Genomic DNA, 19,412 nt, shown 5'->3' with positions numbered 1-19,412 from the left:
TCATTATCATTCAACATAATTTGTCGCTCGATGTGTAGGACGGCCACGTCCCCCAGGCGTCCCACTAACCTATTTGGCAGCAAGGTGATTTCCATGACGGAACAAGTATCCACAAGCAAGTGCGATTCACCGCTACTTCAGGCATTCGTCGACAATCGACTGATTCTGGTCAAAATTGCAGCTCGTATTACCGGCTGTCGGTCGCGCGCCGAAGATGTGGTGCAGGATGCGTTTTTCCGACTGCAATCGGCGCCACCGATCACGTCGTCGATCAAAGCCCAACTGAGCTATCTGTTCCAGATCGTGCGCAACCTCGCCATCGATCACTACCGCAAACAGGCGCTTGAGCAGAAGTACTCCGGCCCTGAAGAGGAAGGGCTGAACGTGGTCATTCAAGGTGCTTCGCCGGAAACCTCGCACATCAACTTCTCGACCCTGGAAAACATCGCCGACGCGCTGACCGAACTGCCTAGCCGCACGCGCTATGCGTTTGAGATGTACCGCCTGCACGGCGTACCGCAAAAGGACATCGCCAAGGAACTCGGCGTATCGCCGACCCTGGTCAACTTCATGATTCGTGATGCGCTGGTGCACTGCCGCAAGGTCTCGGGCAGTCGTCGGGATACGGTGATTGCGGGTCGTCGTTAAGACCGCGTCGCCAGATAAAAAAGATCGCAGCCTTCGGCAGCTCCTACATGGAAATGCATTCCTCTGCAGGAGCTGCCGAAGGCTGCGATCTTTTGCTTTTGAATCACCTCAGGCCAGTTTGCACCGATCAAAAAACCGCTCACGCCCCAGAATCATCAGCGCCGCGCGCTTGTGCGGGAAATCGAATTCCTTCTCGCAGTGGAAACACTGATTCTGCATATGGCCGATCATCTTCGCGTTGTCCGCCCGAGGCTCAGCGACCACACGCTGAGTGCGCGGATCATCCAGAAACAGGTAATGCACCAGCGCCGATAACCAGCTCGCCACTTTGTGCGGGCCGCGATGATTTTCCTCGCCCACCAGCATGTGAATGCCACGATCGTAATTGTCGGCATCGTAGAACGGCGCGATGCGATCTTCCTTGGCCCAATAGGCTTCGAAATAGGCAAACGGCTGATCATCGAAGCAGCCGATCAAGGTCAGCGTGTGCGGGTCGGCATCGAGCTTGCTCAAGTATTCGCGGTGCTTCTCGATGCTGCCCTCTTCCTGCCAGAAACTGGCGACGCGCGGGCTGTTCTGCCAGCGGTTGAAACGCGGCAAATCTTCTTCGATTTCGACCGTACGCAAGGAAATCCACGCACCCAGACGCGCATCGAAACGCCGATACACTTCACCGCGCGGTTTGACTGGCCGCAAGGGATGACGCTTGCCTTGGCTGATGACCATTTGCTGCGGATAACTGCCGGTCAGCGATGTGCCGAGCCAAGGTTGCGGCAGTTGCCAGAACAGCGTGCGCTCGCAGCGATACTCGCCGGCCACTTCGGTGCTCAACAACAATCCGCTGAGCAAGGCTTCGGTCGGTGGCTGATCCAATTGCCAAGTCAATTGTTGGCACGCCGGATCCCGCGCGAACAGCCAGTAACAGGCTGCCCACAGCGCCTGCCCGGGCGGCAGCGCAAAGCGCTCATCGAGCTGGATTGCCCCCTTGGCCTCTCGATCGAGGCGCAGGCGAATCAGCGGTTGTCCGTCCAGGCTCAGGCTTAGACGGCTTTCGGTGGCATCAGCGATCAGTTGACTGCCCGAAGGCAAGGCCAGGGCATTCAGGTCATTCAGATTGGACATGGGTCGGGCTCACGATAATCGTCGACAGTTCAACGATGTGACGTGAGCCGGGAAGGAAAATTTAGGCTTTACCGGGAAATCGGTACCTCAGTGATGAGGCACCGGCACCACCGCAATCTTGTAAGGATCAAAAATCTTCAGCATTTCACCGTTGTCGCGCAAGCCCTGCAGCAGCTTCCCAAAAGCGACACCGGTAATGGGCGCTGCCGGGCGCAGGATCGCGTAGTGGTGATAGATCTGATCGATACGCTGCGACACCAGCAACTCGTCGCGCACCTTCTCGTTGCGCAGCAGGTAATCGAACAGATAGGAACGCGTCACCAGGGCAATATCGGCGCGGCCGCGCAGCACCATCAGCAGGTTGCTGTCATGGGAATAGGTCAGCGTGGCCTTGTAGTTCTGTGCGAGATATTTGGGGTCGGCGTTGAAACTGGCGAATTCGTAGTGATAACCGCTGAACAACGCCAGGCGCTTGCCAGAGAGGTCGACAAAATAGTTCTGCTGACGACCGTCTTCGCGTTGTGCGACGAAAATCTCGGCGTCCTCCAGGCCCATGTCGACATCCGTGTGCGGAATATCTTTCCAGCCCCAATCGGGATTCTCGAAAATCGCCATGTCGATCCGGCCCTGCTTGAAATCACCGAAACGCCGGGGAATCGAGGTCGGCACAAGGACGAACTGATAGTCGCTTTGCAGACGATTGAGGGCCTCGACCAACTGCGGCAGGAGGCCTGTGTCGGCGCCGTTTTCCGGGCGAATGGTGTAAGGCGGAAAATGCGCCGCGCCGACCCGAACCAGTTGCGCTGCCTGAGCGGGCAAAACCCAAAATGCAGCCAGCGCTGCGAGCAACAACCCCGCGGCCGTCCGAATTGGCGAAGACTTCAAAACACCCCACTCCCCGAAAAAATACCGATCAATGCATTCAAGCTAGGCGGTTTCGCCCAGTTAGCCAGTTTCCCGGCCGGATAGAAAGTGCTTCAACGCGCTTCGAGGACCAGAATCAACGCCTCATCGGCCAACTGATCGAGGCTCAAACTGCCGCCGGCACGGAACCAGGTGGTCGTCCACGACAGTGCACCGGTGAGGAAACGTCGGGTAATAAATACATCGCCACGGATAAATCCGGCGTCCTTGGCTTCACCCAGCACTTGCAGCCAGATGTCCTCGTAGACATCGCGCAGCGCCAGCACTTTGGCCTGACCGTCTTCGGACAGCGAGCGCCACTCGTAGACCAGCACCGCCATGGCTTCACCGCTACCGCCCATGATCGACTGCAATTCGCAGCGGATCAGCGCCAGCACGCGCTCGCGCACATCCGCCGCGTCGGCCAGCGCCGCTCGCATCAACGCAGTGTTGTAGCGGATGGTTTCTTCCATCACTGCGCGGAGGATTTCATCCTTGCTTTTGAAGTGATGAAAAATGCTGCCCGACTGGATGCCGACGGCGCCGGCCAGGTCACGCACCGTGGTGCGTTCATAGCCTTTGTTACGGAACAGGTGAGCGGCCACTTGCAGCAATTTGCCGCGGGCGCTGTCGGGGTCGGTCAATTGGCCTTTATCAACCAAATCGCGCATGACCCTCAGGGCTTTTTGCTCGTCCACCCGTTCTCTCCTACAGTCGATCAGTCTGTTGCCCCCTGAAACCGCAGGGTTGCGCGCAATTTAAGCCGCCAGCGGCAACCAAGCAAGCGCTTGGGCAGAAGATAGTTTCAACTGTTTACAAACCAAGCGCTTGCTTGGTAGCCTCAAGACACTTCTGTCGCAGGTTGCTGAGTCGGAGATAAAAATGCCCACCACCGTTCGCATCGGATGCGCCAGTGCTTTCTGGGGAGATACGTCCACCGCCGCCGCGCAGCTGGTGGAAGGCGGCGAACTGGACTATCTGGTGTTCGACTACCTCGCCGAGATCACCATGTCGATCATGGCCGGCGCACGCATGAAGGACCCGCAGGCGGGGTTCGCCAGCGACTTCATCGAAATCCTCACCCCTCTGCTGCCACAGTTGGCCGAGCAGAACATCCGCGTGATCAGCAATGCCGGCGGCGTCAATCCGCAGGCCTGCGCCAACGCCTTGCAAGCGGCCTGTGACAAGGCCGGCATCGACCTGAAAATCGCCGTACTGCTCGGCGATGACCTGCAACCACAATTCAAACAACTTAACGGCGTCACCGAGATGTTCAGCGGCGCCCCGCTGCCAGCGATGTGCGTGTCGACCAACGCCTACCTCGGCGCGCCGGGCATTGTCGAAGCGTTGCGACTGGGTGCCGACATTGTCATCACCGGGCGCGTGGTCGACAGCGCCGTGGTCAGCGCCGCACTGGTGCACGAATTCGGCTGGTCGTGGCACGACTACGACAAACTCGCCCAGGCCGCGCTGGCCGGACACATCATCGAATGTGGCGCGCAGTGCACCGGTGGCAACTTCACCGATTGGCGCGACGTGCCGGATTACGAACACATCGGCTTTCCGATCGTTGAGGTCAGCGCCGACAGCCAATTCATCGTCAGCAAACCCGAAGGTTCAGGTGGACTGGTCACACCGCTGACCGTCGGCGAGCAGATGTTGTATGAAGTCGGCGATCCACAGGCCTATCTGTTGCCCGACGTGGTCTGTGATTTCACTCAGGTCAAACTTCAGCAACAAGGCAAAAACGCCGTGCACGTGCACGGCGCCAAAGGCCTGCCACCCAGCGACAAGTACAAGGTCAGCGCCACGTACCCGGACGGTTTTCGCTGCACCGCCAGTTGCCTGATCGCCGGTATCGATGCGGTGGACAAGGCGCGGCGGGTCAGCCAGGCAATCATCGCCAAAACGGCGGAAATGTTCAGCCAGCGCGGTTGGCCGCCCTACAGCGAAACCGACATCGAATTGCTCGGCAGCGAAGCCACCTACGGCCCCCATGGCCAGCGCCACGACAGCCGTGAAGTGGTGATCAAACTCGCCGTGCGTCACCCGAATAAACAGGCACTGGTGCTGTTCTCCCGGGAAATCGCCCAGGCCGCCACCGGGATGGCACCGGGGCTGACCGGCATCGTTGGTGGGCGACCCACGGTGTATCCGCTGATTCGTCTGTTCTCTTTTCTGATCGACAAAAGCGCTTGCTCGCTGCGCATCGACATGGCCGGTGAACGTTATCCGTGTGCCCTGCCCTCACTCAGCAGCCTCGACAGCAATGATTTACCTCTGCCCCATCAGCCGCCCAAACCACAGGGCCGCGCCGATGCCAGCGTGGCCTTGGTGAAACTGGCCGTGGCGCGCTCCGGTGACAAAGGCAACCACAGCAACATCGGCGTGCTGCCGCGCAAACCCGAATACCTGCCGTGGATCGCCGAAGCGCTGACCCCGTCCGTCATTGTCGACTGGATGAGCCATGTGCTCGATCCGATCCACGGCCGGGTCGAACGCTGGTATCTGCCCGGCACCCACAGTCTGAATTTTCTCTTGGAAAACGCTCTCGGCGGTGGTGGCGTGGCCAGTCTGCGCATCGATCCGCAAGGCAAGGCCTTCGCCCAACAACTGTTGGAAATCCAGATCCCGGTGCCGCAGAGCATCGCCGAACAGCTCGACTAGAGGATGGTTTGCATGGCTTACGCGTCGATTTTCAACGCCGATCTGTTCAGCGGCCAGACCATCATCGTCACCGGCGGCGGCAGCGGCATCGGGCGCTGCACCGCGCATGAACTGGCAGCGCTCGGCGCCAACGTGGTGCTGGTCGGGCGCAAGCCGGAAAAGCTGGAAAAGGTCGCCGCGGAAATTGCCGAGGACGGTGGCCGCGCACACTGGAAGGCCTGCGATATCCGTGATGAAGAAGCGGTGAAACAACTGGTCGTGGAGCTGATCGTCGAGCACGGGCCGATTCACGGTCTGGTCAACAATGCCGGCGGCCAGTACCCATCGCCATTGGCCTCGATCAATCAGAAAGGTTTCGAAACCGTATTGCGCACCAATCTGGTCGGCGGATTTCTGATGGCGCGGGAAGTGTTCAACCAGTCGATGAGCAAACACGGCGGCAACATCGTCAACATGCTCGCCGACATGTGGGGCGGCATGCCCGGCATGGGCCACTCCGGCGCGGCGCGTTCGGGCATGGACAATTTCACCAAGACTGCCGCGTTTGAATGGGGTTATGCCGGGGTGCGGGTCAACGCGGTGGCGCCGGGCTGGATCGCCTCCAGTGGTATGGACACCTATGAAGGTGCGTTCAAAGCGGTGATTCCAACCCTGCGCGAACATGTGCCGCTCAAGCGCATCGGCACCGAATCGGAAGTCAGCGCGGCGATCGTGTTTCTGCTCAGCCCGGCGGCGGCATTCATCAGTGGCAGCACGCTGAAAATCGATGGCGCGGCCAGCCTCGGCAGCCGTGCATGGCCACTGCACAAGGCCACTCACAGTGAGTCGTTCAACGGCTTTCACCGGGCCTACCTTCCCGATGTCCTCAAGGACAAGGAGTAAGCCATGCCGCAGATTCAGTCCCAGCTCGACCCGCACAGCGAAGCCTTCGCGCGCAACCGTGCGGCGATGCTCACGGCCATCGAGCAAGTCCAGCAACTCGAACAGAACCTGCTGAACAAAGCGGCCGACGCCAAGGCGAAATTCGATAAACGCGGGCAGTTGCTACCGCGCGAACGCCTGAACCTGTTGCTCGATCCCGGTGCACCGTTTCTCGAACTGGCCAGCCTCGCCGGCTACAAGTTGCACGACGACAAGGATGGAAGCTCGGCCGGCGGCGGACTTATTGCCGGTATCGGATACGTCTGCGGCATTCGCGCGATGGTCGTGGCGAACAACAGCGCGATCAAGGGCGGCACCATTTCGCCGAGCGGCCTGAAAAAATCCCTGCGCCTGCAACAGATCGCTCAGGAAAACAAACTGCCGGTGATCACCCTCGCCGAAAGCGGTGGCGCCAATCTCAACTACGCCGCCGAGATTTTCGTCGAAGGCGCACGCAGTTTTGCCAATCAGGCGCGGATGTCGGCAATGGGCTTGCCGCAGATCACCGTGGTGCACGGCTCGGCCACGGCGGGCGGCGCTTATCAGCCAGGGCTGTCGGATTACGTGGTGGTGGTGCGCGGCAAGGCCAAGCTGTTTCTCGCCGGCCCCCCACTGCTGAAAGCGGCCACCGGCGAAGTCGCCACCGATGAAGAACTAGGCGGTGCAGAGATGCATGCGCAGGTTGCCGGGACGGCTGAATACCTCGCGGAAAACGATGCCGACGGCGTGCGCCAGGTACGTGAAATCCTGCGCATGCTGCCTTGGAACGAGCAACTGCCGTGGCTGCCGGAGCCGCAATACAAAGAACCGCTTTACCCGATCGAAGAATTGCTCGGGCTGATCCCGGATGATCCGAAAAAACCTTATGACGTGCGCGAAATCATCGCGCGCATTGCCGATGATTCCTGCTTCGTCGAATTCAAGGGCGAGTTCGATCAACAGACCGTTTGTGGCCAGTTGAAGATTCAGGGCCGCGCCTGCGGTTTCATCGGCAACAACGGCCCGATCACCCCGAACGGTGCGAGCAAGGCAGCGCAGTTCATTCAGTTGTGCGATCAGAGCCAAACGCCGCTGCTGTTTTTCCACAACACTACCGGCTTCATGGTCGGCACCGAATCCGAGCAGCAAGGCGTGATCAAACACGGCTCGAAATTGATTCAAGCGGTGGCCAATGCACGGGTGCCTAAACTGACCATGGTCGTCGGCGGCTCCTACGGTGCCGGCAACTATGCGATGTGCGGACGCGGACTCGATCCACGCTTCATCTTCGCCTGGCCGAACAGCCGCACGGCGGTGATGGGCGGTGCGCAGGCCGGCAAAGTCTTGCGCATCGTTACCGAAGCCAAACAGTTGAAGGACGGCCTGACGCCAGACCCGAAAATGCTCGACATGCTCGAACAGGTCACCGCGCAGAAACTCGACAGCCAGTCCACCGCGCTCTACGGCAGCGCCAACCTGTGGGACGACGGGCTGATCGATCCGCGCGACACGCGCACCCTGCTCGGCTACTTGCTGGATATCTGCCACGAGGCCGACATTCGCACGCTGCAACCCAACAGCTTCGGCGTCAGCCGGTTCTGACCGCCACGGATCCTACGGAGAACAATAAAAAATGATCTTCACCCCGGAACACGAAGCCCTGCGCCGTACCGTCCGCCAATTCGTCGAGCACGAGATCAATCCGCACGTCGATGAATGGGAAAAGGCCGGACGCTTCCCGATCCACGAGATTTTCCGCCAGGCTGGCGACCTCGGTTTGCTGGGCATTTCCAAACCGGAAAAATTCGGCGGCATGGGCCTCGATTACAGCTATTCGATTGTTGCTGCCGAAGAATTCGGCACCATTCATTGCGGCGGCATTCCGATGTCGATCGGCGTGCAAACCGACATGTGCACGCCCGCCCTCGCCCGCTTCGGCTCCGATGAACTGCGCGAAGAATTCCTGCGCCCGGCAATCACCGGCGAGCAGGTCGGCTGCATCGGCGTTTCCGAAGTCGGCGCCGGATCTGATGTCGCCGGGCTGAAAACCACCGCGCGCAAGGACGGCGACGACTATGTGATCAACGGCAGCAAGATGTGGATCACCAACTCACCGAGTGCCGATTTCATTTGCTTGCTGGCCAATACCTCGGACGACAAACCGCACATCAACAAGTCGCTGATCATGGTGCCGATGAACACGCCGGGGATCAGCCTCAGCTCGCATCTGGACAAGCTCGGCATGCGCAGTTCGGAAACCGCCCAGGTGTTTTTCGACAACGTGCGCGTGCCACAGCGTAACCGCGTCGGCCACGAAGGCGCCGGGTTCATGATGCAGATGCTGCAGTTTCAGGAGGAACGCCTGTTCGGCGCGGCGAACATGATCAAAGGCCTGGAATACTGCGTCGACAGCACCATCGAGTACTGCAAGGAGCGCAAAACCTTCGGCAATGCGCTGATCGACAATCAGGTGATTCACTTTCGCCTCGCCGAATTGCAGACCGAAATCGAATGCCTGCGCGCGCTGGTCTATCAGGCCACCGAGCAATACGTGAAAGGTCAGGATGTGACACGGCTGGCGTCGATGGCCAAGCTCAAGGCCGGACGTCTGGGCCGCGAAGTCAGCGACAGCTGCCTGCAATATTGGGGCGGCATGGGCTTTATGTGGGACAACCCGGTGGCCCGCGCCTACCGCGATGTGCGGCTGGTATCGATTGGCGGTGGCGCAGACGAAATCATGCTGGGGATTATCTGCAAACTGATGGGCATCCTGCCTGGGAAAAAGAAGTGAGCGGCCTGCCGGATTGCCAGACGCTCCTGCTGGAGCTGCATGGCGGCGTGCTGCACATCACCCTCAATCGCCCCGATAGCCGCAATGCAATGAGCCTGCAAATGGTCAGCGAGTTGCGCGCGGTGCTGACGACCGTGCGCGATGACCGCACAGTGCGGGCTCTGGTGCTCAGCGGTGCCAACGGGCATTTCTGTGCTGGCGGCGATATCAAGGATATGGCCAGCGCTCGCGCTCAGGGCTCCGAGGCTTACCGCGATCTGAATCGCGCTTTCGGGGCTCTGCTGGAAGAAGCGCAGCACGCACCGCAAGTATTGATCACGGTGCTGCAAGGCGCGGTGCTTGGCGGCGGTTTCGGACTGGCGTGTGTCAGTGATATCGCGATTGCCGACCATCAGGCGCAATTCGGTCTGCCGGAAACCAGCCTTGGTTTGTTGCCGGCGCAAATTGCGCCGTTTGTGGTGCAGCGCATCGGTCTGACCGAAACCCGAAGATTGGCGCTGACGGCTGCACGATTTGATGGGCATCAGGCACGACGTTTGGGGCTGGTGCATTTCGTCGAGCAGGATGCACAAGCGCTGGCCGAGCGGCTCGATGAGGTGTTGCAGCATGTGCTGTGCTGCGCGCCGGAGGCGAATGCGATGACCAAGAAATTGCTGTTGGCCAGTGCCGGGCAGCCTTCGAGTGATTTGCTCGATGAGGCTGCGCATTGGTTCAGCGAAGCAGTGACTGGCGACGAAGGTGTGGAGGGAACCATGGCTTTCATGCAGAAACGTAAACCTCGATGGGCCAGCTAAAAGCTTCGCGAGCAAGCTCGCTCCCACAGGTTTTGTGAACGACGCAAACCCCTTGTGGGAGCGAGCCTGCTCGCGAAGAGGCCAGCCAATCCACCGCCAAATACTCAGGAAGATCACCATGCCTGCCATCCAAAAAATCCTGATCGCCAACCGCGGTGAAATCGCTTGCCGCATCCAGCGCACCGCCCAGGCCCTCGGCTACCGAACCGTCGCCGTCTACAGCGACGCCGACGCCGATGCCCTGCACGTAAAAATGGCCGATCAAGCGGTGCGTATTGGCCCGCCGCCGGTGCAGCAGTCCTACCTGAATATCCCGGCCATTCTCGACGCCGCCCGCCGCAGTGGTGCCGACGCCATCCACCCCGGCTACGGCTTTCTCTCGGAAAACGCCGACTTCGCCCGTGCCTGCGAACAGGCCGGGCTGATCTTCATCGGCCCGAGCGTCGCAGCCATCGAGTTGATGGGCAGCAAACGCCAGTCAAAAATCGCCATGCTCGAAGCCGGCGTTCCGTGCATCGCCGGTTATCAGGGGGCTGCACAGGACGATGCAACGTTGCTTCGCGAGGCCGAGCGCATCGGTTATCCACTGATGATCAAAGCCAGCGCCGGCGGCGGCGGACGCGGCATGCGTCTGGTGCACGATGCCGCTGATCTGCCGGCGCAACTGCGCACCGCACGCTCCGAAGCATTGAACGGTTTCGGCAGCGACGAATTGATTCTCGAACAAGCGTTGCTTGAACCACGGCACGTCGAAGTGCAACTGTTCGGCGACCAACACGGCAACCTGATCTACCTTGGTGAACGCGACTGTTCGATCCAGCGTCGCCACCAGAAAGTCATCGAAGAAGCGCCTTGCCCGGTGATGTCCACCGAATTGCGTCAGGCCATGGGTGAAGCAGCATTGAAAGCCGGGCGCGCAGTGAACTATGTCGGCGCTGGCACGGTCGAGTTTCTGCTCGACGCACGCGGACAGTTCTACTTTCTGGAGATGAACACCCGCCTGCAAGTGGAGCACCCGGTGACTGAGTTGATCACCGGGCTGGATCTGGTTGCGTGGCAATTGCTGGTTGCCGAGGGGCAGCCGTTGCCGCTGACTCAAGAGCAAGTCCAGCTCAACGGGCATGCCATGGAGGTGCGGCTTTACGCCGAAGACCCTGCGCAAGACTTCCTGCCACAAACCGGCCGAGTAGAAGCATGGGAACCGGCGCTACAGCACGCTGCACGAGTTGATCATGGCCTGCTTGAAGGGCAATCGGTCAGCGCGTTTTACGACCCGATGCTGGGCAAACTGATCGCTTTCGGCGCCACTCGCGAAGAGGCTCGGCGCAAACTGTTGCGCGCAGTACAGGACACGGTGTTATTGGGCGTGCAGAGCAATCAGCGCCTGCTCGCCGGACTGTTGCAACATCCCCGGTTCATCAGCGGTGAATTCAGTACCGCGTTCATTACGCAGCACTTCAGCGATCACCGCTGCCTGCACCACTACATTCCCAATGCCGAGGAACTGGCCATTGCAGCGCTGCTTTTCTATCAGGCCAGCGCCCTCTCCCACCGCGCGCCGCTCACCGGCTGGCGCAACAACGCCAGCGTGCCACTGCATTATCGCCTCGGCCTCGACGATCAGAACTGGACAGTGCAACTTTTCGCGCAAGCGCAAGGGCTATTCAACGTACAGGTAGGCGAACGTACGATTGAATTGAAACTCATCGACCGTGACGCGCAGTCGCTGACACTGGAAATCGGCGGTTTGCGCCAGCGTCACGCGTATCGACTTGATAGCGGGCAGCTCTGGCTGTTCACCCATCCCGGCAGTCTGCGCCTGGAGGATCGAACTCACGCCGTGATCGACAGTCAGACCAGCGTCAGCTCCGGCACCCTGAAAGCGCCGATGGACGGTGCCATCGTCGACGTACTGGTCAGCGAAGGCAGCCCGGTCAGCAAAGGTCAGTTGCTGGTGGTGCTGGAGGCAATGAAAATGGAGCACCCGCTCAAGGCCGGCATCGACGGCGTGCTCAAGCGGGTGCAGGTCAAGGTTGGCGATCAGGTAAAAAATCGTCAGGTTCTGTTGCAGGTCGAGTAGTCGCCCACACACGCATGCGGGTTTTGACTACGCTCTGAGTTATCAGAACGCGGAAATCAGGAACCCTGCGATGCCCCACTGGCTGGTCATAGATCTGGAAGCCACCACCGATGAGGGTGGCTGGCCGGTCACCGAAATGGAAATTATCGAGATCGGCGCCACCTTGGTCGATCGCGCCGGACGCGAGCAGGATCACTTCCAGCGCTTCGTCAAACCGACGCGGCGGCCGTTGCTGACGCCATTTTGTCGTGAACTGACGCACATCACCCAGGCCAATATCGACACGGCGCAGCCGTTGACCGAAGTCTGGCCGGCGTTCGAACGCTGGCTCGCGCAACATCAGACGCGCCTCGAAGGCTGGGCCAGTTGGGGCGATTACGACCGCAAGCAGTTGTTGCAGGAGTGGCAGCGTCTGCAAATCGACAGTGGCTTGAGCAAGGTGCCGCACATGAACCTCAAACAACGCTTCGCCAAGGCCCGACGCCTGGAGCGGCCGTTGGGCCTCAACGGTGCGCTGCAACTGGCTGGCATGCAGTTCAGTGGTCAGCAACATCGAGCGCTGGAAGATGCGCGCAACACCGCGCGGTTGTTGCCACTGGTCTTGCCACTCTAGAGTCAATTCGAGAACTCACCAGACAGAAGCCGGGCAGGTGACGGCGTTGAACGCCTTGTGCATACTGGCCCCCTCCATTTTTCAGCCCCTTTTGAGGAATCGCCCATGTTTAAAGTCAACGAGTACTTCGACGGCACCGTCAAGTCGATCGCCTTTGGCACCGCTGAAGGTCCGGCGACCATCGGCGTCATGGCCCCGGGCGAATACGAATTCGGCACCGCTCAGCGTGAAATCATGCACGTTGTATCTGGCGCACTGACCGTCAAACTGCCAGACAGCAGCGACTGGGAAACCTTCGCCGCCGGCAGCCAGTTCAACGTTCCGGCCAACAGCAAGTTCCAGCTGAAGGTGGCGGTCGACACTGCTTACCTGTGCGAATACCGCGGCTAACGCCACAGTTTCACCGCGATAAAAAATGCCCGTGTCCAAGGACACGGGCATTTTCGTTTCAGGCGTGGGTTACTCGAGGATTTCCACCGGCATGCCGACTTCGAGTCGACCATTACTGTCATTCACCAGATTCTGCCCGAACATCGCACCATCGGACTCGGCGCGATACTTCTGCAAGGTGGCCAGCGGCTCGCGATCGGCACTGCGCTCCCCGGTTTGCGGGTCGATCGTGGTGAGAATGCAACGCGAACACGGCTTGACCACGCGGAACTCGACATCGCCAATGCGAATGCGCTTCCAACTGTCTTCGGCATAGGCCTCACTGCCTACGATCACCAGGTTCGGCCGAAAACGCAACATTTCCAACGGTCGTCCAACCTTTTGCGACAGATCCTGCAGGGATGCCTCGCCGATCAACAACAAAGGAAACCCGTCGGCGAACGCGACCTGATCATCATCGTTACCATAGCCAGCCTGTGTGGTGCGGGCACGATTCAGCGGCACCTGCACCAGACGGGTCGGTTTACCGATGAAATCGCTGACCCAGCGCGCGGCCTCATCACCGGCGTCCGGTACTCGCAGGGTGTCACGCCAGATCGTCACACCGCGCAGTTCGGCGTCATTTTCCGGCAAGGCGATGTCGATGGAGGACTGTTGCGGCGCACTCAGGGTCAGACCGCCCTGCGCATTCCACAGGGCCGACAACTGACTCATCTTCGCTTCGGCGCGTTGGGTCAGGAACCGACCGCTCGCTTCGTCCACGAGCATCCAGCGTCGGTCGCCATCAAGGCCCAGCTTGTCGAGGTCGACGCGTTGCAGAACATCGACTTTGCCGGATTTCAACGGGTAACGATAAAGCGCGCTCAGACGCAGCATGGCCAGCTCCCTGGAGAATAAAAACGCCACCCTATACGAGCTTGATCAGGAATCAAAGAGCAATAACTGTAGGAGTGAGCCTGCTCGCGATAGCGGTGTGTCAGGTAATGATTCGGGGCTGACACACCGCTATCGCGAGCAGGCTCACTCCTACAATGGGTGTGTGGTCAGGCCGGAACTTCGTCAAGCATCAGACGCTGGCGCACCACGTCGACCAGTTTGTCCGGCTGGAATTTCGAGAGGAAGTTGTCGCAGCCGACCTTCTTCACCATCGAGTCGTTGAAACTGCCGGACAGCGAGGTATGCAGCACCACGTACAAGCCACGCAGACGCGGGTCATTGCGAATTTCGGTGGTCAGGCGATAGCCGTCCATTTCCGGCATTTCCGCATCGGTGAAGATCATCAGCAGCTTGTCGGTCATGTTCACGCCCGTATCGGCCCAGGCCTTGAGCATGTTCAGTGCCTTCAGACCATCGCTGGCAATGTGCATTTTCACGCCGAGCTGGCCGAGGGTGTCGCGCAATTGCGAGAGTGCCACGTTGGAGTCGTCCACCAGCAGTACTTCACGGCCACGGGCGCGTTCCAGCACGGGATCATCGAGTTTGTCGCGCGAGACCTTGGCGTTGTAAGGGACGATTTCAGCGAGCACTTTTTCGACGTCGATGATTTCCACCAGTTGATCGTCGACCTTGCTGATCGCGGTCAGATAGTGCTGACGCCCGGCGCTGGTCGGCGGCGGCAGAATGGCTTCCCAGTTCATGTTGACGATGCGGTCCACACCGCCTACGAGGAAAGCCTGTACCGAGCGATTGTATTCGGTGACGATGATCGTGCTGTTCGGCCCAGGCACCAATGGACGCATGCCGATCGCTTGCGACAGATCGATCACCGGCAAGGTCTGACCGCGCAGATTGACCACACCGCACACAAACGGATGACGCTGCGGCATCAAAGTCAGTTTCGGCAGCTGCAGGACTTCCTGGACTTTAAACACGTTAATCGCGAACAACTGGCGCCCGGCCAGTCGAAACATGAGAATTTCCAGGCGATTCTCACCCACCAGTTGCGTGCGTTGGTCTACCGTGTCGAGAATGCCGGCCATCAATGACTCCTGGGCTTGTACTGATGAATTCACTATGTGAGGTTATCGGCGGCAAATGGCGGTTCTTGATTGCCAAACCAGACCCGTCAAAAATGCCATGATCGGGCATTGATGTCACATTAACATCATGCTTTACTGGCGCAGTGATTTTCATCTGCTACATTCTCTGCGGCGCGACCTCGGTTTGCACGGTAGGTTCCCGCGCCTAAGGGATTCCCCTAGTAACAATCAGGCCCAACCTGATATTCGCAATATCCAATAGCCATTAATGTGACGCCATTCTCATTGCATGAACGGAGTCAGGCTATTGTGTGCGATCGCAGTTCAGTGGAAACAACCCCTCTGGAACCCCTCAGCCTGTGCACCTGCACGTCTGGGCGCGATCTCCCGACGATTCATGATCGTCGTCACACACGGCATTCCCTCATCAGACATGACGTGGTGGAGATAAGCATGCCAATGGACCGCAAAGAGTGGGTACAACGCTTCCCCGAATTCCTTGTCGAGGCCGAACAACTCCTGGCCAAGTCCGAAGAATGCCTCAGCCATCTGCAACTGATCAGCAATGACAAGGACGCCATCGAGTGCATGCTCGGCACCCTCCTGAAACTCGCACGCAGGGCTGAAGCCCTGGCGCTGGAGGCGATCTCCGAGTTCTCTCTGCATATTTACAGTCTGCTCAACCTGCCCCAGGATCGTATCGATCTTCACGAGCAGGCTCTGCAAGCACTGCAGGATTGCTTCACGTTGATGGCCTGGCAGCTTGAACTGGTCGATCAGCAGACCGGGCAACTGAGTCTGGATGAAAGTGAACAGACCTCGCTGATCGAAGCCTTCGCCGTCCAGGTCGGCCAAAGCCAGCTTCAACCGCCACGGACGGGCAAAAGTTTGCCGCAATTGCCCTACTCGGGACAAGCCTGATCAGCACGCTGTATCCGCCCTGACGTTTAAAATGAATACGTTGAATGTCGTAATTGAATAGCTCATACCTGCAAGCGACAAATCCAAATAAATAATCAGCGACGACAGACACTCATGTTTTCTGCCGGCCTCAGGGTTTGCCTGTGTGTTAAGAAGCACAACTTCAGGCAAAACCTACATCTATCGAACTCAATAAATCGACTTTTCCATTATGGAACTTGCGTCCAATACCACGTAATTCCTGACTCATTGGACATATATAGCGAGCGCGACCAACGGTATCTTAAGTGGTATTATGCCGCCCATTAGTTGCTTTCAAATTAATGGCACAGTGACTTCAGCGACAGCTATCCACTGATAGTTGGCAGTCAACACATTCACTGAACCGCGTTGAAATCAATAACATATTTGACAGCATTTTCAGACAGAGACCCGCCAGCCTCAGGCCGGTCTGCCCGCAGCGAACATCCATTGGCTCCATCCGTTATGTACGCCAGCCTCAAGTCAATCACTACATGGCCACCCTCCCGGGAAAATGCCCGCCGGTTCACACTCATACTGTGTGTCACCGCGACGCTCGGCAGCCTGCTGACCTACGGTCTTTCGACACCACTTAGCCTCGGACTGCTACTGCTCGACATCGCCGCTACCGCGTGTGTCTGGGTGCAATATCGACTGTCACGCAAATCGATCAAATTTCAGCCGCAAGAGCTCGCCGACCGATTGCTGGAGGTCCAGGAAAACGAGCGCCATCGCCTCAGCCGCGAATTGCACGATGATATCGGCCAGTTGCTGACGGCCGCCAAACTGCAGAGCGAGTGGCTCAAGCGACGCCTGCCGGATGACTTGCAGGAGCAATGCACAGTGTTGTGCGCCACCTTGGAAGAAACCCTCGACAAAGTGCGCGACGTTTCGGCCATTCTTAATCCACGGCAGTTGACCAGCCTTGGACTTGAAGCCAGCCTGCGTGCACATCTGCTCAAGACGTTGACCAACACCAGCGTGCACTGGAGCCTCGATTGCCAGCAGCGCCTTAACGGTATTCCGGAAGAAATGGCGGTCGCCGCCTTCCGCATCACCCAGGAGGCTGTTACCAATATCCTGCGTCACGCCCAGGCAAAAAACCTGGTGATACGCGTGCAACGTCTGCCCAAAGGGCTGACGCTGCTGATCAGCGATGACGGTCTGGGATTCGCCCCGGCGGCCAATCCGGGTCGAGAAGGACAACGAGGCATGGCCGGGATGGCCGAACGAATCGAGCAACTGGGTGGCACCCTGAACGTCATCAGCGAACCGGGCAAAGGCACTCAAATCGAAGCACTCTTCCCCTGGGCGCCTCGCGCACTCGAGCGGGCCAGTACGAATAAGGTTATGCGTTGACTTGCAACTTACTTCTGGTGGATGACCACTCGCTGATCAGGGCCGGCGTGCGCGCTCTGGTGCTGGATATTCCCGGTTACGCGGTGATTGGCGAAGCCAATGACGGTTCGCAATTGCTCGAAATGGTCGAGCAGTTGAGTCCGGATATCGTGTTGCTGGATATCTCGATGAAAGAAACCGGTGGCCTGGAAGCCCTGCAACGACTCAAGCGAGTGCGTCCGCAGAGCAAGGTACTGATCCTGTCGATGCACACCGATCCGGCGCTTATCATGCAGGCACTCGAGTCCGGCGCCCACGGCTACCTGCTCAAGGATACGACGGCTACCGAGCTTGAACATGCACTGGAAGCCTTGCGCAACAACGAGCGCTACCTGAGCCCCGCCATCGCACACACCGTGATCAATCAGGCCCTGACCCGCAATCAGAAGCAGCAGCCGGAGACCGCCGACTCGCATAATCTGACCGCCCGCCAACTGGAAATCCTGCGTTTGATCGTGCGGGGCAAATCCACCCGGGAAATCGCCAATGGCCTCGGGCTGAGCATCAAGACTGTCGAGACCCACCGCTCACAAATCATGAAGCGCCTGCAAATCTACGACGTGGCGGGCCTGGTGCTTTTCGCCGTGCGCGAACAGATCATCAGCCTGGACGACTGACCGAGCGGGCGCCGCCCAACAATGGAGAATGCTCCGGCAAGTGCACGCGCAACGCCGCCGGACGCACTTCAAATCGCATGTTGTCACCTTCCAGCGGTTCGCCATCAAGATTGATGCAGAGCCCCTCGGCCACCTTGATTTCGACCCATGGCAAACGGGTTCGAACAAACATGTTATCGATCCCGAAACCATCACTGAGCAGCGTCTTCAGCGTGCCCACCAGTTCCTGTGGCGCCGGCAGGATACTGATATCCAGCAAACCGTCATCGGCCAGTGCCTGCGGGCACAGTTCGTGGCCGCCGCCGGCCTGACGACCATTGCCGATACCCAGCGCCAACAATTCGCCACGCCAATGAAAATCCGGCCCCTGAAGTTCACCATAAGCGGCATGCAGTTCGCTGAATCGTGACAGGCCGGTGAACAGATAGGCCGCACCGCCGAGTACTTTTTTCAAATCCTCGGATGTATTGGCCGTGACTTGACTGCCGAAACCACCGGTGGCCATATTGAGGAAAATCTGTCCGCCCACTTCGCCCAGATCGATGTCGCGCGGCGGCACATCGAGCAGCTCAAGGGCTTCGGCAGGCTCCAGCGGCACGCCGGCTGCGCGGCAAAAATCATTGGCGGTGCCCAAAGGCAAAAGGACGAGACTGGCTTTGCCCGGATGCGCCGCGAGCGCTTCGGCGATGTCGCGCAACGTGCCATCTCCACCGCCGGCGATAATCTTTGTGTAACCGTCCGCTACAGCTTGCTCCACCCAACGCTGAGCGTCCCCTGCCTCCCAGGTCAAGCGCACGGCCAGCTCCCAGCCTTGTTTGCGCTTGTCCTCGACGGCGGTGCGTACCGCCTCGTTGAGTGCCTGCTTGCCATGCAGAATCAACAGCGCCCGGCGTTCACTCATCACATCACTCCCTAATCGAATCGGTTCGAGACATCTTGACCACCGCCGCCCGCAAAAAAGCCGTCAGCCCCGTAATTAATTCGGCCTTCTGGCCTTGACGTCCTACACAGCGGTACTTTTTCTTACAAGACATGCGGAATCGGCTTAATTGACCCGGTTCCGACATTGGGTCACCGTGTGCTGGCAGCATCAATCTTCAATCCAACACACAGGGACGTGCATGTAATGAGTGGATACAACCCCAGGGCTCTTGCCAGTTCGAGAGCTGAAAAAGTTTGCAAGCGAACAGTTCAAACAACCGGTGGATGCTTCCATGCCCAGTCATGAAGCCAGAATGCCATTGAGCCCGGTTGCCCCTCTCGTCGAAAGTCGCGCGAATCAAAAGTCCGAATTCAAGAACAGCGCCAAAACCACTGGAGAAGTTGATATGGAACCTCGTGTTACCGAGCTGGAGACCCATCTCAAGTACCTTCGGCGGGACATGGACGAAGTCCGCAGTGATGTCAGAACAATCAAACACCGGCTTGCTTACTCAGCGGGTGCGACAGCGGTAGTGCTGGGTCTGCTGGGTTGGGTGGCCAATAGCCGATTCGACCAGCTTGTGGCACTGATCAGCAATTAATTGAATGAGTCATTGCAGGCGCCGCCAGCCGACGCCTGTATTTGC

19 protein-coding genes are annotated in these 19,412 nt (G+C 58.9%); 13 read left to right on the top strand and 6 right to left on the bottom strand.

Annotated elements, in window-relative coordinates:
- Positions 1-93: 93 nt before the first annotated feature.
- Entirely contained in the window at positions 94-648 is a 555-nt protein-coding gene (locus ACOYXE_RS02495) for an RNA polymerase factor sigma-70 (RefSeq protein ID WP_160058873.1), read from the top strand.
- A 108-nt stretch (positions 649-756) separates the two neighbouring features.
- Here the strand turns inward: ACOYXE_RS02495 and ACOYXE_RS02490 are convergent, their stop codons facing one another.
- The 3 genes from ACOYXE_RS02490 to ACOYXE_RS02480 all read right to left on the bottom strand — a co-directional run bounded on the left by ACOYXE_RS02490 (position 757) and on the right by ACOYXE_RS02480 (position 3,371).
- Entirely contained in the window at positions 757-1,770 is a 1,014-nt protein-coding gene (locus ACOYXE_RS02490; RefSeq protein ID WP_160058874.1) for a GNAT family N-acetyltransferase, read from the bottom strand.
- Between the two features lie 87 nt (positions 1,771-1,857).
- Positions 1,858-2,655: a substrate-binding periplasmic protein gene (locus ACOYXE_RS02485; protein ID WP_405123146.1), complete on the bottom strand. Its 798-nt coding sequence runs from the start codon at positions 2,653-2,655 to the stop codon at positions 1,858-1,860.
- 92 nt (positions 2,656-2,747) lie between these two features.
- On the bottom strand, positions 2,748-3,371 hold the full coding sequence (locus ACOYXE_RS02480) for a TetR/AcrR family transcriptional regulator (protein WP_160058875.1): 624 nt from the start codon (positions 3,369-3,371) through the stop codon (positions 2,748-2,750).
- A gap of 184 nt (positions 3,372-3,555) precedes the next feature.
- Between ACOYXE_RS02480 and ACOYXE_RS02475 the strand changes: the two genes are divergently transcribed.
- From ACOYXE_RS02475 to ppnP, 8 genes are all read left to right on the top strand, one after another.
- A complete protein-coding gene (locus ACOYXE_RS02475) occupies positions 3,556-5,340 on the top strand; it encodes an acyclic terpene utilization AtuA family protein (protein WP_160058876.1) in 1,785 nt (594 codons plus the stop codon).
- A gap of 12 nt (positions 5,341-5,352) precedes the next feature.
- A complete protein-coding gene (locus tag ACOYXE_RS02470; RefSeq protein ID WP_160058877.1) occupies positions 5,353-6,222 on the top strand; it encodes an SDR family oxidoreductase in 870 nt (289 codons plus the stop codon).
- 3 nt (positions 6,223-6,225) lie between these two features.
- Complete coding sequence (atuC, locus tag ACOYXE_RS02465) at positions 6,226-7,842, top strand: geranyl-CoA carboxylase subunit beta (RefSeq protein WP_460927549.1); 1,617 nt, start codon at positions 6,226-6,228, stop codon at positions 7,840-7,842.
- Positions 7,843-7,873: 31 nt separating this feature from the next.
- Positions 7,874-9,031: a citronellyl-CoA dehydrogenase gene (gene atuD, locus ACOYXE_RS02460; protein WP_405123143.1), complete on the top strand. Its 1,158-nt coding sequence runs from the start codon at positions 7,874-7,876 to the stop codon at positions 9,029-9,031.
- Positions 9,028-9,825, top strand: a complete 798-nt coding sequence (locus ACOYXE_RS02455; protein WP_160058880.1) for an enoyl-CoA hydratase/isomerase family protein — start codon at positions 9,028-9,030, stop codon at positions 9,823-9,825. Before atuD ends, ACOYXE_RS02455 begins: the two co-directional genes overlap by 4 nt.
- A gap of 118 nt (positions 9,826-9,943) precedes the next feature.
- Positions 9,944-11,905 (top strand): acetyl/propionyl/methylcrotonyl-CoA carboxylase subunit alpha, encoded by a 1,962-nt coding sequence (locus ACOYXE_RS02450; RefSeq protein ID WP_460927547.1) that lies wholly within the window; start codon positions 9,944-9,946, stop codon positions 11,903-11,905.
- Between the two features lie 70 nt (positions 11,906-11,975).
- Entirely contained in the window at positions 11,976-12,518 is a 543-nt protein-coding gene (locus ACOYXE_RS02445) for a 3'-5' exonuclease (RefSeq protein ID WP_007908678.1), read from the top strand.
- A gap of 105 nt (positions 12,519-12,623) precedes the next feature.
- Positions 12,624-12,908, top strand: coding sequence for a pyrimidine/purine nucleoside phosphorylase (gene ppnP / locus ACOYXE_RS02440; protein WP_003226701.1), 285 nt, complete (start codon positions 12,624-12,626; stop codon positions 12,906-12,908).
- 69 nt (positions 12,909-12,977) lie between these two features.
- Here the strand turns inward: ppnP and ACOYXE_RS02435 are convergent, their stop codons facing one another.
- Complete coding sequence (locus tag ACOYXE_RS02435) at positions 12,978-13,784, bottom strand: MOSC domain-containing protein (protein ID WP_405123139.1); 807 nt, start codon at positions 13,782-13,784, stop codon at positions 12,978-12,980.
- A gap of 167 nt (positions 13,785-13,951) precedes the next feature.
- On the bottom strand, positions 13,952-14,887 hold the full coding sequence (locus ACOYXE_RS02430) for a chemotaxis protein CheV (RefSeq protein ID WP_034155209.1): 936 nt from the start codon (positions 14,885-14,887) through the stop codon (positions 13,952-13,954).
- Between the two features lie 453 nt (positions 14,888-15,340).
- Here ACOYXE_RS02430 and ACOYXE_RS02425 point away from each other — a divergent pair, with 453 nt between their 5' ends.
- From ACOYXE_RS02425 to ACOYXE_RS02415, 3 genes are all read left to right on the top strand, one after another.
- A complete protein-coding gene (locus ACOYXE_RS02425) occupies positions 15,341-15,808 on the top strand; it encodes a hypothetical protein (RefSeq protein WP_405123138.1) in 468 nt (155 codons plus the stop codon).
- Positions 15,809-16,294: 486 nt separating this feature from the next.
- Complete coding sequence (locus tag ACOYXE_RS02420) at positions 16,295-17,188, top strand: sensor histidine kinase (protein WP_160060119.1); 894 nt, start codon at positions 16,295-16,297, stop codon at positions 17,186-17,188.
- Complete coding sequence (locus tag ACOYXE_RS02415; protein WP_160058885.1) at positions 17,185-17,844, top strand: response regulator; 660 nt, start codon at positions 17,185-17,187, stop codon at positions 17,842-17,844. The genes ACOYXE_RS02420 and ACOYXE_RS02415 overlap by 4 nt, the downstream gene beginning before the upstream one ends.
- Here ACOYXE_RS02415 and yegS read toward each other — a convergent pair.
- The gene (gene yegS / locus ACOYXE_RS02410; RefSeq protein WP_160058886.1) at positions 17,828-18,745 is read right to left on the bottom strand and encodes a lipid kinase YegS; all 918 of its coding nucleotides are present in this window, start codon (positions 18,743-18,745) and stop codon (positions 17,828-17,830) included. The two genes, ACOYXE_RS02415 and yegS, sit on opposite strands and share 17 nt — an antisense overlap.
- A 313-nt stretch (positions 18,746-19,058) precedes the next feature.
- Here yegS and ACOYXE_RS02405 point away from each other — a divergent pair, with 313 nt between their 5' ends.
- Positions 19,059-19,367 (top strand): hypothetical protein, encoded by a 309-nt coding sequence (locus tag ACOYXE_RS02405; RefSeq protein ID WP_174244470.1) that lies wholly within the window; start codon positions 19,059-19,061, stop codon positions 19,365-19,367.
- Positions 19,368-19,412 lie beyond the last annotated feature (45 nt).

The organism is Pseudomonas sp. MC6 (genome assembly GCF_054790575.1).
This window is presented reverse-complemented; position numbering and strand designations above follow the sequence as displayed.

What these genes read in the sequence shown, in the direction of transcription:
- ACOYXE_RS02495 (WP_160058873.1), top strand. Translation starts at nt 94, where the DNA reads ATGACGGAACAAGTATCCACAAGCAAGTGCGATTCACCGCTACTTCAG.
- ACOYXE_RS02490 (WP_160058874.1), bottom strand. Translation starts at nt 1,770, where the DNA reads ATGTCCAATCTGAATGACCTGAATGCCCTGGCCTTGCCTTCGGGCAGT.
- ACOYXE_RS02475 (WP_160058876.1), top strand. Translation starts at nt 3,556, where the DNA reads ATGCCCACCACCGTTCGCATCGGATGCGCCAGTGCTTTCTGGGGAGAT.
- ACOYXE_RS02470 (WP_160058877.1), top strand. Translation starts at nt 5,353, where the DNA reads ATGGCTTACGCGTCGATTTTCAACGCCGATCTGTTCAGCGGCCAGACC.
- atuC (WP_460927549.1), top strand. Translation starts at nt 6,226, where the DNA reads ATGCCGCAGATTCAGTCCCAGCTCGACCCGCACAGCGAAGCCTTCGCG.
- atuD (WP_405123143.1), top strand. Translation starts at nt 7,874, where the DNA reads ATGATCTTCACCCCGGAACACGAAGCCCTGCGCCGTACCGTCCGCCAA.
- ACOYXE_RS02450 (WP_460927547.1), top strand. Translation starts at nt 9,944, where the DNA reads ATGCCTGCCATCCAAAAAATCCTGATCGCCAACCGCGGTGAAATCGCT.
- ACOYXE_RS02445 (WP_007908678.1), top strand. Translation starts at nt 11,976, where the DNA reads ATGCCCCACTGGCTGGTCATAGATCTGGAAGCCACCACCGATGAGGGT.
- ppnP (WP_003226701.1), top strand. Translation starts at nt 12,624, where the DNA reads ATGTTTAAAGTCAACGAGTACTTCGACGGCACCGTCAAGTCGATCGCC.
- ACOYXE_RS02435 (WP_405123139.1), bottom strand. Translation starts at nt 13,784, where the DNA reads ATGCTGCGTCTGAGCGCGCTTTATCGTTACCCGTTGAAATCCGGCAAA.
- ACOYXE_RS02430 (WP_034155209.1), bottom strand. Translation starts at nt 14,887, where the DNA reads ATGGCCGGCATTCTCGACACGGTAGACCAACGCACGCAACTGGTGGGT.
- ACOYXE_RS02425 (WP_405123138.1), top strand. Translation starts at nt 15,341, where the DNA reads ATGCCAATGGACCGCAAAGAGTGGGTACAACGCTTCCCCGAATTCCTT.
- ACOYXE_RS02420 (WP_160060119.1), top strand. Translation starts at nt 16,295, where the DNA reads ATGTACGCCAGCCTCAAGTCAATCACTACATGGCCACCCTCCCGGGAA.
- yegS (WP_160058886.1), bottom strand. Translation starts at nt 18,745, where the DNA reads ATGAGTGAACGCCGGGCGCTGTTGATTCTGCATGGCAAGCAGGCACTC.
- ACOYXE_RS02405 (WP_174244470.1), top strand. Translation starts at nt 19,059, where the DNA reads ATGCCCAGTCATGAAGCCAGAATGCCATTGAGCCCGGTTGCCCCTCTC.